We start from the raw sequence: 19,044 nt of genomic DNA on the forward strand, positions 1-19,044 counted from the left end.
CAAAACATGACCAGGCCTGACTACTTCTTTTCAATCCCCGCCAAAACCCGCCCTATGTCATTTGCCCGGACCATATAAGAGAGGCTGGCATCCAGATCGCGCTCATCGATCGCGTCCTTGAATTTTTTCAGGAGCTCGATGTAATCGCCCAGTGCCTTGGAGACATTCTTTTTGTTCTGGTCAAAAATAGGCGCCCACATTTGCGGAGAGCTTTTCGCCAGACGCACTGTCGAAGAAAAACCGGTACTCGCCATATCGAAGATCGCGCGCTCGTCGCGCTCCTTATCGAGGACGGTCATACCCAATGCAAAAGAGCTGATATGGCTCAAATGCGACACGTACGCCAAATGCAGATCGTGCTCCACCGGCTTCATATAATGGATCTTCATGCCCACATCCCGCAGGAAGGTTTCCACCAGGCCCAATGAATCGGGGTTGCTCTTTTCCTTGTCGCAGATGATCACGTTTTTATCGATCAAAAGCTCCCTGAATGCCGCGCCCGGCCCCGAGTTTTCGGTACCTGCCATCGGGTGCGCCGCGACGAACTGGCCCCGTTTCGGGTGCTTATCTGCCAGTTTGCAGATCAGCTCCTTGGTAGAACCCAGATCCATGATCGTCCGGCCGTCGGGCAGGTGATCGAGCATATAGGGCAATAACTTGGTAATGACGTCCACGGGCGTGGCGAGCACGTTCAGCTCCGATACTTGCAATGCTTCGTCGAGCGTCAGTATCTCGTCCACGATCCCTTTCGCCAATGCTATTTTCTGATTGACCGACGAATTGTCCACCCCCACGAATTTCACATGCGGGTATTTTTCGCGCAATCCCAGGGCAAACGACCCGCCGAGCAGGCCTACCCCTATGATACTGATGATCATTACTTTAAATTTAAATATCCTGAAATATTACCCTTTAATCCGCTCCACTGCCTGCCAGATTCTTTCCTTTGGCAAGCACAATGACAAACGGATGTATCGCTGGCCTTTCGGACCAAAGATGAAGCCCGGCGCGATGAAAACGTGCTTGTCAACCAGCAGGCTGTTCACGAGCGCTTCCGCCGACTCCGTGGAATCGGGCAGCTTGCCCCAAAGGAACATGCCCTCCTGCTTGTGGTCCCACGTGCAGCCGAGCGTGCGCAGAAGCGCTTCCGAAGCTTCCAGGCGCCCCTGGTACACTGCATTCCGCTCCGCGTGCCATTCTGCCGGGTTGCCCAATGCTTTCGCACCGGCCTCCTGCATCGCAAAAAACATCCCCGAATCGACGTTGCTCTTGATCGTCAGCACCGCGCTAATGTACTCCTTCGAGCCCGAAAGCCAGCCCAAACGCCAGCCCGCCATATTATGCGACTTGCTCATCGAGTTCAGCTCGATAGCCACCTCTTTGGCCCCTTCCACGGAAAGCAGGCTGATCGGCGCTTTTTTGTTCAGGATCAAGCTGTAAGGATTATCATGACAAAGCAATATCCGGTGCTTTTTCGCAAATGCAACCGCCTCTTCGAACAACTCCTGCGTAGCGGGCGCGCCCGTAGGCATATGCGGGTAGTTGAGCCACATGATCTTCGTTTTGGGCGTCACGAGGCTTTCCATCGCATTCCAGTCGGGCTGCCAGCCGTGGTCTTCGCGCAGCGGATATTCCTTCACGACCGCACCGACCATCTGGCTTACGGCGCGGTAGGCCGGGTAACCCAGCTCGGGTACCAGCACCTCGTCGCCGGGGTCCAGGAATGTCAACGATATGTGGGTAATACCCTCTTTGGAACCAATGAGCGGTAATATTTCAGTATTCGGATCGAGTGTTACGCCATAGGTACGATAATAAAAATCTGCAACTGATTTTCTGAAAGCAGGGGTGCCTGTATAAGGCTGATAACCATGTGCCTGCGGTTGATAGGCAGCGGTTGTCAATGCTTCCAGCGTTTCTACTGAGGGCATCATATCCGGGTTTCCGATCCCGAGATTGATGACGTCATGCCCTTCGGCAATCAGTTTGCGCACTTCGGCCAGCTTCACCGAAAAGTAGTATTCCGATGTCTGCCTGGTGCGCTGTGCAGTTTCTATGATCATTATAATGATTAAATTGTGCTTTTAGCCCTTGGCTATCAGCGGTTCAAACGTCCGTCCGGAACAGCCCGGCGAAACGGGGCGCAATTTACGACAATTTCCCGAGGGGACGCTCCACGGAGGCTGCAAGCGGCTATTATTGCAAAACAATATTTCTAAATTGCGGCATGAACAAACTACGTATCCTCATCCTTTTTGCTGCATTGCTGGCTGGTTGCTCCAAACCGTCGGAAAAAATCGTCGTCGCTACCGCTGCCAACGTGCAATATGTGATGAAGGAAATCCAGCAGGAATTCGAGAAGGAATCCGGCAAAAAGATCGAGATCGTGGTCGCCTCTTCCGGCAAACTCACGACGCAGATCCGTGAAGGGGCGCCATTCGACGTATTCGTTTCCGCCGACACCAAATACCCTGAAGAAATTTTCAAAAACGGCGGCTCCGACCTGAAACCGGAAATTTACGCCACCGGCGCATTGGTACTCTGGTCGAAAGACATCCCCGAAGTCGACCTCAAACCGGAAATATTAGCCACCGAGAAAGTCAAAAAAATAGCCGTTCCCAACCCTAAAACCGCACCCTACGGCGAAGCAGCTGTGCAGGCCTTAAAGACATTGAAACTCTACGAACAAACCGAAAGGAAACTCGTATACGGCGAAAGCATCGCGCAAACAGCCCAATACATTACCACAGGCTCTGTGGAAGCAGGTTTCAATGCATTATCCATTGTGCTATCGCCGGAAATGAAGGACAAAGGGCATTATATCATTGTAGATTCAAGCTTGTACAAACCTATTCAGCAAGCGGCTATTCTATTAAAACACAGCGAAGATTCTCCTAAAAAAGCGTCGAGCGAACAATTTTATCAATTCCTTTATTCCGCAAAGGCAAAAGCGATTTTCAAACGGTATGGTTACCAATAATAGTCAGGTATTGTCAAGTGTAGTCAGGAGTTGTCATTTGTAGTCAGGTGTAGTCAAGTGTAGTCAAGTGTAGTCATTCGTGGTCAGGTGTAGTCAAGTGCTGTCATTGATAGTCTGGATTAGTCATGAAACACACATACAACAACATCTGACAACACTTGACAACTCCTGACAAAACTTGACCACACCTGACCATTCACTCATTCAATCATTCAATCATTCAAAATTGGATCCCCAACCACTCCTGCTAACCTTCAAACTAGCCAGCATCACTTCAATTTTGCTGCTGGCAATCGCGTTGCCGATCGCCTACTGGCTGGTTTTCGGGAAGTTTAAAGGCCGGGGCCTCGTGGAGGCGCTGATCGGCATGCCGCTCGTGCTGCCGCCATCGGTGATCGGGTTTTACCTGTTGCTGGCATTCAGCCCGTCGCATTGGTTTGGGGCAATGGTCGAGGAATATCTGGGGTTAAGGCTCGTCTTTTCGTTTCCGGGGCTTGTGATTGCCTCCATTCTGTACAGCCTGCCATTCATGATTTACCCGATCCGCGCGGGCCTGCAGTCGCTGCCGCCTTCGTTGCGGGAGGCATCTTACACGCTGGGCAAAAGCGAATGGCAGACGTTCACGAAAGTACTCCTGCCCAATTGCAAACCGGCCATACTCACGGCATTTGTACTCACATTTGCCCATACGGTCGGCGAGTTCGGCGTGGTACTGATGATCGGCGGTAATATCCCCGGAGTGACCAAAGTGGCGTCCGTAGCGATTTACAATGAGGTGGAAGCCCTGAATTACCCCGCCGCCAATGCTTACGCGATGGTGCTTTTTGCGATCACTTTCGTTATTTTGCTGCTGGTCTATTCCATTAATAACCGACTGCTCCGTGTCCAACAAACTGCTTGACGTCCATATCCGGCATACTTTGCACACCGCGCACGGCATCTTACCGATGGAAGTGGATTTTGCGTTACCGGTCAACAGCATTCTCGCTCTCACCGGGCCCTCGGGTGCAGGAAAAACGACCTTGTTACGGCAAATCGCCGGGTTGGCCATGCCGCAAGCCGGCCGTATTGCTTTTGGTGAAAAACCATGGCTGGACACGGCAGCCCGCGTTCACGTTCCAGCCCAGCAACGGCATATCGGCTTCGTTTTTCAAGATTATGCATTGTTCCCGCATATGACCGTGATGCAAAATCTTGAATTTGCATTGCCCAAGAACCATGATAGCGCGTTGATCGGGCATTTGCTCGACATGGCCGGCCTTACCCAGCTCACCAACCGGAAACCTCACCAGCTCTCAGGTGGGCAGCAGCAACGCGTTGCCCTCGCCCGCGCCCTCGTACGCGAGCCGGAGCTGCTCTTAATGGACGAGCCTTTTGCCGCCCTCGACCCGGATATGCAACTGCAATTGCAGGATTTATTACTCAAACTCCACCGCGAGCGGCCATTTGCCGTCATCCTGGTAACCCACGATATCGGGGAAATTTTCCGTCTCGCCGATCAGGTGGCAGTCATGGAAACCGGCAGGTTGGCCCGTTTCGGAACACCCGCAGAAGTGTATCTGACCGAGCCGGCCCCCTTGAACGGTATGCTATTGCATGGGGAGGTCCTTACCTGCGAGCGCGTGGGCGATGCGCTGGTCGTACATGCGTGGGTCGACAACCGGGTTCGCAAACTCAACTTGCCGCTCCATTTGGAAACGCAGTTGGATCCGGGGCGGAGTTTCACGATCCACTACGCCCCGGATCCTGCCGGAATACGCCTCATAGACCCTTAATTCGCTCACAAATGCCGTAGGGTAACTTTTCAAGTGCATCGTCTTTTTCCCAAAATCCATACTTAACACTAAACCATGAAAGTATTTTTTAAACTGCTGCAAATTGCCATTATCTCGCTTCCGTTACTTGCCATGCGTGCCGACAAGCCCATTCGCGTCGTATTCTTCGGCGATTCCATTACCCAGGCAGGCGTGAGCCCTACCGGCTATATCACCAAAGTAGGCGAAATGTTGAAATCAAAGGGCCAGGACAGCGAATATGAGCTGATCGGCGCCGGAATCGGTGGAAATAAAGTATATGACCTCTATTTAAGGCTCGAAGACGACGTGCTGGCCAAAAAGCCGGATGTGGTATTCATTTACGTGGGTATCAACGACGTCTGGCACAAAGCCTCCTCAGGGACCGGTACCGACCCCGACAAATACGTGAAGTTCTATGAGGCGTTGATCAAAAAACTGAAAGCGCAGAACATTCGTGTGATCGTGTGTACACCTACCGTGATCGGGGAGCGCAATGATAATTCCAACCAGCAGGACGGTGATTTGAACCAGTATTCGAAACTGATCCGCGAAATCGCGACGCGCAACAACCTGCAACTGCTCGACCTGCGCAAGCATTTCCAGGACTACCTGGCCAAAAACAATCCTGAAAACAAGGAAAAAGGCATTCTAACGACTGACCGCGTGCATTTGACGGAGGCGGGCAACCAGTTCCTGGCAGAGAAAATGCTGGAAGCATTGGTACAGAAATAAAATTTGCATTTCCATTAGCGAAGAGAATCCCGGGCGTTCGGCTGCGGGATTTTCTTTTTTGGGAGCCGAAATAACCGTTTGATAACCACTAGCGTTCCTTGAACATTGCTTTCGGAAAGAGTTGGAGATAAGTACAAAATTGAAAACCGGGTAGGCCGCCCTGTTTTACACTTCACCTTATCCCCAATTTTATCCTATGAAACGACACCTCCTGCCGTTATTGATCGCGGCGTCAGTCATTCTCCTGTTTGCCTACGTTTATTTCAACTGTTTTCTCCCAGACCATTTCACCCTATCTGCCGCCAGCGTTTATGATTCAGGCCAGGCACCCTCTGCCAGAAATGCCGATATCCTCATTCCACCCGGTATTGGAGAGGCCATTGCCTCACGCGAGTACCACATTACGTACGACCGCACGAAGCACATGCTCCAAAGCCCCAACCGAAAGCAGAACCTGCGGGCATATTATCGGCCCGGAAGTCTCAGCATTCAAAACCGGGTCGATTCCGCTGGTCATAAGTTCTCTTTTACATTAAAAAATGAAGGTATTCTGGCCGACGGCGGCCTGATTGGCCGGTCCGATCCTGCGGCTCAGCCCGAAATACTGGGGAACAAGCTGCTGATCCGGCACGCAAAATTCGACGAAGAATTTGTCAACAATGAAGATGGCATAAGGCAGAATTTCATCGTTCACGAGGCACCCGCAGGTACGAAGGAATTAAAGGTAAACCTTGCCGTCAAAGGCCTGCAAATTCGGAACGGTGCCGAAAACGAATTGCTGTTTTTTGCCCAAAATAATAAAACCACTCCCAGGCTCATTTACCGCGACCTCAAATGCTGGGATGCCCGTAACAAGCCGCTTACTGCGCATCTGACCGGCCAGGGGCAGCAAATTGTGATCGCCGTGGACGTACGCGGCGCCGCCTATCCGGTAACGATCGACCCGATTGTCGTGAATGGTAGCCCTGGCAATGCGGATGCCCTGCTGGAATCGGATCAGGCCGATGCATTGATGGGTTTTTCCGTAGCTTCCGCTGGTGATGTAAATGGCGACGGTTTTTCCGATGTCCTTGCCGGCGCACCGCATTATGACAACGGGGAGGACAACGAGGGCGTCGTATTGCTCTATTACGGCTCCGCCAACGGGCTTAATCCTGCACCCACGCTTTTTGAAAGCAATCAGGCACATGCTGAAATGGGTTATTCGGTTTCAAGTGCAGGGGATATTAATGCGGATGGTTTCAGTGACATCGCGCTGGGGGCCCCTTTTTATGACAACGGGCAATCTAATGAAGGAGCGGTGTTCGTTCACCTGGGATCTTCCAAAGGGATAAAGCCAAATCCCGTTGTCATACTGGAGGGAGATCAGTTCGGAGCGCAGTTCGGCATTGCTGTTGCACTGGCCGGCGACATCAATAACGATAATTACAGCGATTTAATAGTGGGAACCAACGAATTCGATCAGGGGCAATTGAACGAAGGTGCCGCATTTGTTTACTATGGCTCCGCGGCGGGCATTAATCCTGTGACAGTAACTATCCTGCAAATGAACCAGCCGGTCTCCGGAATGGGCACCTCAGTGGCGGGTGCCGGGGATATCAATGCCGACGGTTTCGGCGATGTGCTTGTCGGTGCGCCGTTTTACGATCAGGGGGAATCCGATGAAGGTGCCGCGTTTGTTTACCTGGGTAGCCCGCAAGGAGCATCATTGGTCCCAACCATGATACAGGGCAACCAGGCCAACGCGCACCTGGGCACCTCGCTGGCTTCCGCAGGCGACCTCAATGGCGACACGTTTTCCGATATTATCATCGGTGCACCGCATTACGATAAAATGTATCCCGACCAGGGGCTGGTCAAAATCTACCTCGGCGCCGCTGGTGGTGTCATTTCCAACACTTCGATAGCTCTCTTAGGACAGCAAATGGACGAGGGATTTGGCCGTGCAGTTGCCTGCGTGGGCGATGTGCAAGCCGATGGTTACGCCGACATCCTGATTGCGAGCCGGATGCGGGGCAAAACCCTGCTCAATGAAGGGGTGGTAACGCTCTTTTCCGGAATTCAGGCCGGTGTGGATAAAAAGCCTGTATCCGTTTTCAAAAGTGGCCAAGCCAACGCTTATCTGGGCCAGTCTCTCGCGAGTGCAGGCGACATCGACGGCGATGGTTTCAGCGACATTGTCATCGGCGCCCATCTCTATGATCACGGAGAGAATAATGAAGGGGCCATCATGGTATGGCACGGTGGCGCATTCCGTCCGGACACTGCCAGCGCAACGGCCCTGCATTCGGTTCAACCGGAATCGCAGTTCGGATATGCGGTATCTGGTGCGGGTGACGTCGATGGTGATGGCTACGACGACATTCTCGTCGGCGCACCGTATTATGACAATGGCCAACCCGAAGAAGGCGCAGCGTTTCTATTTAAAGGAACGTCCAACGGCATCAGCAAAACAGCTGTAAACATGCTCGAAGCCGACCAGTCCGACGCCGGTTTCGGCACATCAGTTTCCGCCGCCGGCGATGTGAATGGTGACGGTTTTGGCGACATTATTATCGGTGCCATGCATTACGATGAAGACGAGGACGAAGAAGGCGCAGCGTTCGTATACCTGGGTTCCCTCTCCGGCCTCAACCCCGTCCCCATCAAACTGGAAAGTAACAAGACCGGAGCCTGGTTTGGATGTGCCGTCGCCCACGCCGGCGACCTCGATAACGACGGCTTTTCCGAAATCATTATTGGCGCGATGAACTACTCCAATGGCCAGTCAGAAGAAGGCGCGCTCTACATATTCCCCGGTTCGCCCAACGGCCCCGATCCCGCGGGGATGAAGATCATCGAAAGCGACCTGGAAGATGCACGGCTCGGCAATGCGGTAGCTCACGCAGGCGATCTGAATGGCGACGGCACCGACGACCTCATTGCAGGTGCATACAGCGTCGGTTCTTACGACGCAGGCGCGATCTTTATCGGGTATGGAAAGGCAAACGCCTTGGATTCGATTTCAATGGATTGCATCAAAGGGACGCAGGATCAGGCGCATTTCGGCTGGGATGTATCCGGCGCAGGCGATGTGAATGGGGATGGCTATTCTGACCTGATCATCGGAGCGCACGGCTATGATAATGGCGATGGCGCCGCGCACATTTACTATGGCTCGCCGGCTGGGATAACCGCCGGAAACGTCACGCATTTGTATGCACATGAAACGGGCATGGCCGCAGCCATGGGCGAGTCCGTCGCGGGCACGGGCGATCTCGATGGCGATGGATACGGCGATGTCATCGTCGGTGAGCCCTGGTTCATCGATGAAAACACCTCGGTGCTAACCGGCATGGCGCTGATCTACTACGGATCACCGGCAGGGATCGACACAAGCCCCCAACGCATTCAGGGCAATGCCAACGACACTTATGATTTCTTCGGCTGGTCGGTAGCAGCAGCCGGCGACGTGAATGCAGATGGGTTTGGTGACCTGATCGCCGGCTCGCCCAATTTCAGCACCGGCCAGACCGACGCGGACGCCGCGTTTGTTTATTATGGAAACAATGGCCGGGGCTTGCGCAACAACATCCGCCTCTACAATTCGGACCTGACCACATCAATGAATTACCAGCAGCACAACAAAACTGATTTTGGTATCGGATTGGCTGCCAGATCATTCCTGGGTGCAAATAAAGGAAAACTGGTGTGGGAGACGGTTGCAAACGGGAACAGTTTCTCGACCGGTGCCAATGGCCGGATCGCCAATAGTACATTCTGCAATGGATCTCAAAAAGGATATTACAACCTGACAGGCGCCGAGCTCAAAAGTGTGGTGTATAAATCAGGCCCCGGAACGAGCTTGAGGGCCCGAATTAGGTATAATGCCGCCCTTGCATTGACAGGGCAGATTTATGGCCCCTGGCGATACCTTAACGGACCTGCGACCGGCGCAACCAGTGCACCGGCACCGCTGATTTCCGCGAACGCATCTCAAGAAACCGCTATTGCATACGTATATCCAAATCCGGCAGCACTCGCATTGCACATTCGAAGCGAAAAAAGTGTGCCTATTGCCGAATCGTCGCTACTCACGACCAACGGCTCGGTGGTCCGAAAGTGGATAAATGATTTTGAGAAACTGGACATCGGGGGAATTCCTTCCGGCCGGTATACCCTCTGCATTCGTTACACCGATGCTACCGCGAGCACCCATTCCATTGTGCTGCACTAATTATCTGGCGGCGACTTTCCAGAGACTACCGAACCACGGGCTAAGCGGTTTTCACCTGAGAATAATCGTTTAACCTTTTTAATTCCCGCACTCACAAAATTTGGGCGCGGGAATATTACCGTAATCCAAAACTATCAATACACACGAGTATGAAAAAGATTTATCAACGGGCCATGGCCGTTGCCCTGGCCGGAACGACTCTCCTCGGAGCAGGGTTGTGGCACCAACACCACCGAATGAGCCCGACCCCTGCCAAACAAGTAACGAAAAACGCCGACACATTACCGACAGGCGTTTCCGAAGCAACGCTGGCAAACATCCGCAGCTCGCTGGAAAAGCAGGAATACCACATTTCCTACGATGAGCAAAAGAAGAAGCTGCAAAGCCCCAACCGCCGGAACAACATCCGGGCCTACTACGAGCCGGGCAAACTCACCGTCCAGACGCGCGTCGACACCACCGGACAGGGCTTTAAAATGGAATTGGTGAATGAAGGCATCTTCGCCGACGGCAAGCTGCTTTATGCCCCTGAAATGGCCGCAAAGGCAGAGCATCACGAAAACAAAGTCCAGATCAATCACAGCGCATTCACGGAGGAGTTTATCAACAACGAAGACGGCGTCCGCCAGAATTTCATCATCGAAAACGCTCCCGAAGGCACACGGCAATTGCAGGTCAGAATGAATGCCAAAGGCCTTAAAGTGGAACAGAGCCCCGGTAACGCGCTGCGCTTCTATTCCGAAACAGCCAAAGGCGAAACCCGCAATGAACTTGTGTACAGTGACCTCAAATGCTGGGACGCTAACAAGAAGCCGTTGAATGCGACACTGGCTTATGCGGACAATCGCATTCAGATCAGCGTGGACGTTGCAGGTGCCGACTATCCCGTCACCATTGACCCGATTATTGCCAATGGTACGCCGCAGAATGCCAACAAGGTAATCCAGATAGATCAGAGCTACATGCACCTAGGCTTCTCCGTATCCAGTGCCGGGGATGTAAATGGAGATGGTTACAGCGATGTGATCGTCGGTGCGCCGGATTATGACAAGGGGCAAAATAACGAAGGGGCCGCATTTGTGTACAAAGGCGACCCGTCGGGGTTAACCCTGACAGCCGTTACGCTGGAATGTAACCAGGCTGATGCTAAAATGGGGTATTCTGTGGCGAGTGCTGGCGATTTTAATGGCGATGGATTTAGTGATGTGATTGTAGGAATACCGTACTATGATGAGGATGCTATCGACCAAGGGCGAGCAAATCTCTATCTTGGTTCCGCTACATTTTTTAGTTCGTCAATCACGGCCTATGATTTTGGTAACGATCACGCGGGGGCTTTACTGGGAATTAATGTAGCAACCGCTGGTGACATTAATGGTGATGGTTTTAGCGATGTCTTGATCGGTGCCACGCAAGATTCCAATGGGCAAAGTAAGGAAGGAACAGTGGCCGTATGCAAAGGCAGCGCCAATGGAAATCTACATTCCGCAGTTACCCTTCTCGAAGCCAACCAGGCCAATGCCCAATTCGGCTACTCCATCGCCCCCGCAGGCGACATCGATGCGGACGGATACAGCGATATCATCGTAGGCGCGCGCTGGTATACCAATGGACAAGGACAGGATGCGGAAGGTGCGGCCTTCATCTATCGTGGAGGGAGCAACGGTCTTCAGGGAAACCCGACAGTCATAGAAGGTAACCAATACAATGCCGCCATGGGCAACAAAGTGAGCTCGGCCGGCGATGTGAATGGGGACGGGTACAGTGATGTGCTGATCAGCGCTTATTTGTACGATCAAAATGTTGCGAACCAGAAAGACCATGGAATTGTCAATCTGTACCTTGGATCTTCAACCGGCATTAGCTCACAACAGCCGCCATCCAGAACCTTTTTCGGCAAGGACAACGACCATATGGGCTCCTCGATTGCCTGTGCAGGTGACGTAAATGGGGACGGCTATTCTGACATTCTTCTTGGCGCAGAATACTACGATAACGGTCAGTTCAATGAAGGTGGTGTGTTCGTCTATTATGGATCGAAAGGCAATGTGGGAATAGTGGGTGATCCGGTCGCTACGATGGAAAGCAACCAGGGCGATGGCTGGTTCGGCACCGCCGTTGCCAGCGCCGGGGACGTGAATGGGGATGGGTATAGTGATATTCTGATTGGCTGCTACACATTTGACAATGGGCAGAAGGATGAAGGGCATGTATTTGTGTACCATGGCGGTGCGGAAGGGATTGGTAAAAAGGATGCGTTAACAATCACGAACGGCAAGCCGAATGCCCAAATGGGCCTTTCCATAGCGAGTGCAGGTGACGTTAATGCGGATGGCTATGACGACGTTGTCGTGGGGGCACCCTATTTTGATGATGGGCAGGCTAGCGAAGGAGCAGCATTTGTCTATTACGGATCTGTCGACGGATTAATTACCAATACCTATCACCTGTTGCAAAAAGATCAGGCGAACTCTTTCTTTGGCGGCTCCGTTGCAGGCGCAGGAGATACCAATGGAGACGGCTTTGATGACGTCCTCATTGGTGCCAAGGAATATACCATTGGAGAAAGTAATGAAGGGATAGTGTTTTTGTACTTTGGCACAGCATCGGGTATCGATATGAACGTACAACCCAAGGCACTGCAAATGAATAAAGCCGATTCGGATTTTGGTTACGCAGTCGCTGGTGCGGGAGACATCAATCGTGACGGATATGCCGATATTATCATTGGTTCTCCCACCTATATCGCGCAAGGCATAGCTTTGGTTTGCTTCGGAGGAGTCAACGGGCCAGCAAATCAAGTCACCCTTACCGGATTTACCAACACTCATTTTGGTGAAGCAGTGTCCTCGGCAGGTGATGTCAACGGAGATGGGTACGGCGACGTGATCGTAGGTGCCTGGGGTGCAGCGATCGGAGAACAGGGAGAAGGCGCTGCCTACATTTATCACGGAGCATCTTCGGGTCTTGACGCGACTTACGACAAACGTCTGGAAGGTAACCAAGTCGATGCTAATTTCGGCTATTCAGTTGCTTCCGCTGGAGATGTGAATGCGGATGGATATAGTGATGTGATCGTGGGAGCCCGCTATTATGACAAGGGCGAATCCAATGAAGGTGCCGCGATTGTCTATTATGGAACAATCGGAGGTATCAATGACGTCAGCCCTGCGCCCACTTATCTGGAAGCAAACGTCACTGGGGCCTATTTCGGATGGTCGGTCAACAGCGCGGGAGATGTAAATGGGGACGGATACAGTGATGTGATTGTGGGCGCTCCCAGTTTCTCCGTCGGTCAAAGTAATGAGGGAAATGTATTTGTTTACCATGGCTCCCCCAATGGGGTTAAAACAGCCAGTTCATTCAGTAATGAAAGTAATACCGCCGGTAACTTTCTGGGCAAAGCGGTTACGGGAGCCGGTGATGTCAACGGCGATGGGTATAGTGATGTTCTTGTGGGAGCAAATGGCTACAATAACGGACAAGCAGCTGATGCAGGAGCGGCCTTCTTTTATTATGGTAACAATGGCAAAGGATTGCGGAATAATGTACGGCTCTATAATGCTGGCACATCAACTCCAATCAACCACAATAATTTCAACGCCCCGGATTTCAATATCGGGCTATTTATGAAATCATTTTTAGGAGGTGGCAACAAAAATGCTTCGTTTATGAGAGAAGTGAAGGGGGCAGGTACAGCATTTTCAAAAACAGGAAGCAATCCAATCACCAATAGTACGAGTTACTCGCACTTCTCGGATTATGTAAATCTTTCAGCAACGGGGGACCAGTATATACCTTTACAGGACAAAGTAGGAATTTCCACCAAACTCCGCGCACGCGTACGTTACTCGTCCGTGCTCGCCATCACCGGCCAGAGGTACGGCCCGTGGCGCTACGTACAACGCCAGCTCGCAGGCTACAACAATGCCCCGGTACCGGAAGAAGCAATGGCGGAAACGATCAAACGGAAAGCAGAACCGAAAATCGAAACTTCCGTTTCCCTTTTCCCGAACCCGGCTTCGGATCGCCTGTCCATTCAGGCAACGGATCCTTCCGATATCCGGGCGACTCGGCTTTATAATACTAGCGGAACACCCGTTTTCCAATCGCAGCGATACGAAAAAGACATCGACGTAAGCAAACTGCCCGGTGGCGTTTATATCCTCATGCTCAACCGGGCCAGCGGCACACCTACATCGCACCGGGTATTGATCCGGCGATAAGCCCCTCCCCCAACGCCTCCCCCGTGCCGTGGGGAGGCGTTTTACTTTCCATACCGGCTAATCACTCTCATTTGCCCGGCGGCTAAACGGTTTGAAATCCGCTTCGAAGTATCGGTAAAATTTATGCCGGCATTTTGCCCGTAACCGATTGTTTCACTTAAAGGATTTCTGACTATGAAAAGTCGTTACATGCCCATTCTGTACGTAGGAATGGTTTTCGCAGCATTTGCTGCCGGTTTTCACTCCTTGGACCGTCTCAACCGGGCGGTACCACGGAACCCCGTTAAAGCACGGCCAACCTCTAATTTACCAGCTGAGGTTCCCGAAACAACCCTATCGGACATTCGAAATGCGCTCGAGAAACAGGAGTACCACATTTCCTTCGATCCGCAAAAAAAGAAACTGCAAAGCCCCAACCGACGGAACAACATCCGCGCCTACTACGAACCGGGGAAGCTGACCGTCCAGACCCGCGTCGACACTATCGGAGACGGCTTCAAAATGGAATTGGTGAACGAAGGCATATTCGCCGACGGCAAGCTACTTTATACCCCCGAAATGGCCGCAAAGGCAGAGCACCACGAAAACAAAGTCCAGATCAATCACAGCGCATTCACGGAGGAGTTTATCAACAACGAAGACGGCGTCCGCCAGAATTTCATCATCGAAAACGCCCCGCAGGACACCCGGCAATTGCAGGTCAGAATGAACGCCAAAGGCCTGAAAGTGGAACAGAGCCCCGGTAACGCGCTGCGCTTCTTTTCCGAAACAGCCAAAGGCGAAACCCGCAATGAACTTGTGTACAGCGACCTCAAATGCTGGGACGCCAACAAAAAACCGTTGAATGCTACCTTGGCATTTGCGGACAACCGCATTCAGATCAGCGTGGATGTGGCTAATGCGGCTTACCCGGTCACCATTGACCCGATCATCGCCAATGGTACGCCGCAGAATGCCAACAAGGTGCTTGAAATCAATCAGACCTCTATGCACCTGGGCTTCTCCGTATCCAGTGCCGGGGATGTAAATGGAGATGGTTACAGCGATGTGATCGTCGGTGCGCCGGATTATGACAAGGGGCAAAATAACGAAGGGGCCGCATTTGTGTACAAAGGCGACCCGTCGGGGTTGACCCTGACAGCCGTTACGCTGGAAGCCAACCAGGCTGATGCTAAAATGGGATACTCCGTGGCGAGTGCGGGGGATTTCAACGGCGATGGGTTTAGTGATGTGCTGGTAGGGATTCCGTACTACGATGCAAATGCTGTCGACGAAGGACGGGCAAACCTTTATCTGGGATCCGGCACATTTTTTACTTCCGCCATCACCTCTTATGGCTTTGGGAACGGCCATGCCGGCGCTCTTATGGGGATCTCGGTAGCCACAGCAGGGGATGTCGATGGTGACGGATTCAGCGACGTTCTGATCGGCGCAAGTCAGGACTCCGACGGGGAAAGCAAGGAAGGAACTGCAAATCTTTGTTTAGGCAACGCAAATAGCAATTTATTTTCAAAAAAAGTCCCGATTCAAATTGACCAGCCCAACGCCATGTTTGGCTACTCAGTCGCTTCTGCAGGCGACGTAGACGCGGATGGTTATAGCGACATCATCATTGGTGCCCGCTATTATACCAATGGCCAGGGACAGGACGCAGAGGGGGCTGCCTTCATCTTCCGTGGGGGCAGTGGCGTTCTTCAAAGTAATCCGACAATCATAGAAGGCAACCAATACAATGCCGCCATGGGGAACAAGGTAAGCTCGGCTGGAGATGTGAATGGGGATGGATATAGTGATGTGCTGATTAGTGCTTATTTGTATGATGGATTTTATAATGGCCAGTTCAGTAGAGTTGATGCAGGCGTAGTGTATCTGCATCTCGGTTCCTCAACCGGCATTAATACGCAGCCATCTAGCACCTTTACGGGCGAATCTAATGATCACATGGGCTCCTCTATTGCTTGCGCGGGCGATGTAAATGGTGACGGTTATTCCGATATCCTTCTTGGTGCCGAGTACTACGATTACGGTCAGTTTAACGAAGGCGCAGTGTTTGTATACCATGGATCCAAGGATGGAATCCCTAGTTGGGCTTCTCCTGTTTCTCGTTTGGAAAGCAACCAAATCGACGGCTGGTTCGGCACCGCCGTCGCCAGCGCCGGTGATGTGAACGGGGATGGGTACAGTGATATCCTGGTGGGTTGCTATACTTTTGACAACGGTCAGACGGACGAAGGGCATGTGTTTGTTTACCATGGCGGAGCGGAAGGTATTGGTACGAATGGATCGGTAACGCTTTCAGGCAGCGTTACCGATGCCTTGATAGGTTACTCCGTTGCGAGTGCCGGAGACGTAAATAGCGATGGCTTCGATGATGTGATTGTCGGTGCACCGGAGTTTGATTTCAATGGAACAACTGGCGGAGCTGCCTTGGTGTATTATGGATCGATGGATGGGATTCAGCTTGGGAATCAGATCATGTTGAGCAAAAATCAGCCCGACAGCTACTTTGGAACATCTGTAGCCGGGGCTGGCGATATCAATGGTGATGGATATGGTGATATTCTTGTGGGCGCCGATAATTATACCAATGGCCAGACGAGCGAAGGGGCCGCTTTCATATACTTTGGCTCAAATACAGGGATCAATCCCGCATCAGTCAAACAATTGGAGGGCAATATACCGCAACGCGATTTTGGATGTGCAGTTTCAGGTGCGGGCGATCTCAATCGGGATGGTTATGCCGACATCATCATCGGGGACGATGCGTATTCAGCCGGGGAAGGAGGCGAAGGTGCTATACACATCTATTATGGCTCTACCAGCGGCCCTGTCAATGATGCAATTATTGAGTCCAACGTACTATATGCACATATGGGCAACTCCGTTTCTTGTGCCGGCGATGTGAATGGAGACGGATATAGCGACATTGTTGTAGGGGCTTCCGGCTACGACAGTTACAAAGGTGCAGTCTACGTCTTCCATGGCTCCGATCAGGGAATATCGAGTAATAATCCCAAAATTCTGCTGGGTAATCAAATAGGTGCTCAAATGGGCAGGTCCGTTTCAGGAGCCGGGGATGTCAACGGAGATGGATTTAGCGACATTGTAGTAGGGGCACCTTATTTTGACAAACCGGAGGTTGATGAAGGAACTGTCATAGTGTACTACGGCTCATCAAATGGAATTAGTGATGTTAGCCCGGCACCTATTACCCTTGAACAGAATCTCGCAGGTGGCGGATTCGGATTCTCGGTTAAAGGCGCAGGGGACGTGAATGGTGACGGGTACAGCGATATTGTTGCCGGTGCCGCCGATTTTGAAAATGTCGCTGCGATGATTAAAGGAAAAGCATTTGTCTTTCATGGATCGCCCGTAGGGATCAAACCAATAGCAGCATTTAGCGTCGAAAGTAATCAGGATAATGCAAAACTGGGAACCTCCGTTTCCGGCGCAGGAGACGTCAATGGCGACGGGTACAGTGACATTATCGTAGGCGCCCCGCATGCCAACTACAACCAGACTAACGATGTCGGCAGCGCGACGGTTTATTATGGCAACAACGGCAAAGGCCTGAAAAACAACGTTCGGCTATTCAATAGTGATCTGGTAACGCCTCTCAATCACAGCCAATTCAGCCAACAGAATTTTGTAGGCACCTTATCCGCCAAGTCATTTATTGGAAGAAACAAGGGCAAATTCGTCTGGGAAACCATGGGACCGGGCATACCTTTTTCGAAAGTGGGAAACAATCCGATCACAACGAGCAATCAATCGACCGGAGCTTCTGGTAATTTCACCATCATGTCGGGTCTCGCCACCGTAATGGGAGCCTCCATTACCAAAACCGGCGTCGCTACAAAGCTCCGCGTACGCGTACGCTATTCGCCTGTGCTTGCGATCACGGGCCAGATGTATGGTCCTTGGCGGTACCTACAATCCCAATTGGCAGGCTACAACAATGCACCCGTGCCGGAAGAAGCCACAGCCGAAAACACCAACCGGAAGAAAATGGAGGTCGGTAAGGAAGATCCGGGGCTTTCCATCGTCCCCTACCCCAACCCTGTTTCTGACAAGCTGTTCATCAAGGCAGGAAACATGGATCAGATTCGTTCGGTCCGGCTCCTCACACCGACAGGAAGGCTGATTCATCAATCCCAAAATCCGTCGGCGGAAATGGATGTAAGAAACCTGGAACCAGGAATGTATGTGCTCCTTGTCACGCGACGGGATGGTTCACAGAGCTCTCATAAGGTAATTGTAAAAAAATAAATACTCCCGCACTCCCCGAAAGGCGGCGCTTCTCGAACCCGACGAAGGCCGCCTTTCGCCTTAAAATCATTGCTTCATCCATTCGGCTAAACGGATTCGGTAACAGCTTGCCATAAGCGTAAAATTTGACCCGGCATTTGCTAGTACCCAATTTTTTTTAACATAACATCTATTTTAACATGAAACACACTTACAAGTCCATGCTCTTCGCAGCGATGGCCCTGGCGGCAGGAGCCGCGGGTTACTTAGGCATTCATTCCGGGGATGGATTACGGCACCCGCAGGTTCCGGCAGAGCAAACTTCCGGCACCAGCCACGGACAAGTTGCAGGCTTATCGCAGGCAAACATTGAAGGTATCAAAGAAATGATCGCCCGGCAGGAGTACCACATTTCGTATGATGAGGTAACGAATTCCCTCCAAAGTCCGAACCGCATGCAGAACCTTCGGGCGTACTACAAACCGGGAAACTAACCGTACAAAACCGCGTAGATTCGGCCGGGCACAATTTCAGGCTGCACCTGATCAATGAAGGGATTTATGCCGACGGAAGGAAGCTCTTCTCGCCACAATCCGACGCAACCCCGACGAACACCGAAAACAAGCTGCTCATCGACCACAAAGGATTTACCGAAGAGTTTATCAACACCGAAGACGGCGTTCGTCAAAATTTTACTGTTAAAACTGCCCCTGAAAACACGGCCAGCATACAGGTAAGACTCTCTGCCAGAGGCCTCAAAGCAAAGAACGGCGGCAAAAACGAAATCCAATTTTACCATGAGAATGCAAAAGGTGACTTCGAAAACTACTTGTCGTACAGTGATCT

The 19,044-nt window shown here is 51.8% G+C and carries 11 protein-coding genes; 8 read left to right on the forward strand and 3 right to left on the reverse strand.

The window, feature by feature from the left end:
- Positions 1–20: 20 nt before the first annotated feature.
- Both AC2YIT_RS04755 and AC2YIT_RS04760 read right to left on the reverse strand, forming a co-directional pair.
- Positions 21–878 (reverse strand): prephenate dehydrogenase, encoded by an 858-nt coding sequence (locus tag AC2YIT_RS04755; protein WP_487278396.1) that lies wholly within the window; start codon positions 876–878, stop codon positions 21–23.
- A 27-nt stretch (positions 879–905) separates the two neighbouring features.
- Positions 906–2,063, reverse strand: coding sequence for a pyridoxal phosphate-dependent aminotransferase (locus tag AC2YIT_RS04760; RefSeq protein WP_487278397.1), 1,158 nt, complete (start codon positions 2,061–2,063; stop codon positions 906–908).
- A gap of 164 nt (positions 2,064–2,227) precedes the next feature.
- Here AC2YIT_RS04760 and modA point away from each other — a divergent pair, with 164 nt between their 5' ends.
- The 8 genes from modA (at position 2,228) to AC2YIT_RS04800 (ending at position 18,692) form a co-directional block, all read left to right on the forward strand.
- Positions 2,228–2,980 carry a molybdate ABC transporter substrate-binding protein gene (gene modA / locus AC2YIT_RS04765; protein WP_430841934.1) on the forward strand — a complete coding sequence of 251 codons (753 nt, stop codon included), beginning with the start codon at positions 2,228–2,230 and terminating at the stop codon, positions 2,978–2,980.
- 226 nt (positions 2,981–3,206) lie between these two features.
- Entirely contained in the window at positions 3,207–3,881 is a 675-nt protein-coding gene (gene modB, locus AC2YIT_RS04770; protein WP_430841932.1) for a molybdate ABC transporter permease subunit, read from the forward strand.
- On the forward strand, positions 3,862–4,755 hold the full coding sequence (locus AC2YIT_RS04775; protein ID WP_487278398.1) for a sulfate/molybdate ABC transporter ATP-binding protein: 894 nt from the start codon (positions 3,862–3,864) through the stop codon (positions 4,753–4,755). Before modB ends, AC2YIT_RS04775 begins: the two co-directional genes overlap by 20 nt.
- Positions 4,756–4,830: 75 nt before the next feature.
- Entirely contained in the window at positions 4,831–5,508 is a 678-nt protein-coding gene (locus AC2YIT_RS04780; protein WP_430841928.1) for an SGNH/GDSL hydrolase family protein, read from the forward strand.
- Between the two features lie 196 nt (positions 5,509–5,704).
- Positions 5,705–9,724, forward strand: coding sequence for a T9SS type A sorting domain-containing protein (locus tag AC2YIT_RS04785; RefSeq protein WP_487278399.1), 4,020 nt, complete (start codon positions 5,705–5,707; stop codon positions 9,722–9,724).
- Positions 9,725–9,873: 149 nt separating this feature from the next.
- The gene (locus AC2YIT_RS04790; RefSeq protein ID WP_430841924.1) at positions 9,874–13,950 is read left to right on the forward strand and encodes an FG-GAP-like repeat-containing protein; all 4,077 of its coding nucleotides are present in this window, start codon (positions 9,874–9,876) and stop codon (positions 13,948–13,950) included.
- A 174-nt stretch (positions 13,951–14,124) separates the two neighbouring features.
- A complete protein-coding gene (locus tag AC2YIT_RS04795) occupies positions 14,125–18,219 on the forward strand; it encodes an FG-GAP-like repeat-containing protein (RefSeq protein WP_487278400.1) in 4,095 nt (1,364 codons plus the stop codon).
- Positions 18,220–18,398: 179 nt separating this feature from the next.
- Entirely contained in the window at positions 18,399–18,692 is a 294-nt protein-coding gene (locus AC2YIT_RS04800; protein WP_487278401.1) for a hypothetical protein, read from the forward strand.
- Here AC2YIT_RS04800 and AC2YIT_RS04805 read toward each other — a convergent pair.
- Positions 18,689–18,997 carry a hypothetical protein gene (locus AC2YIT_RS04805; RefSeq protein ID WP_487278402.1) on the reverse strand — a complete coding sequence of 103 codons (309 nt, stop codon included), beginning with the start codon at positions 18,995–18,997 and terminating at the stop codon, positions 18,689–18,691. The two genes, AC2YIT_RS04800 and AC2YIT_RS04805, sit on opposite strands and share 4 nt — an antisense overlap.
- Between the last annotated feature and the right edge of the window lie 47 nt (positions 18,998–19,044).

Source organism: Dyadobacter sp. SRI_021 (assembly GCF_057586235.1).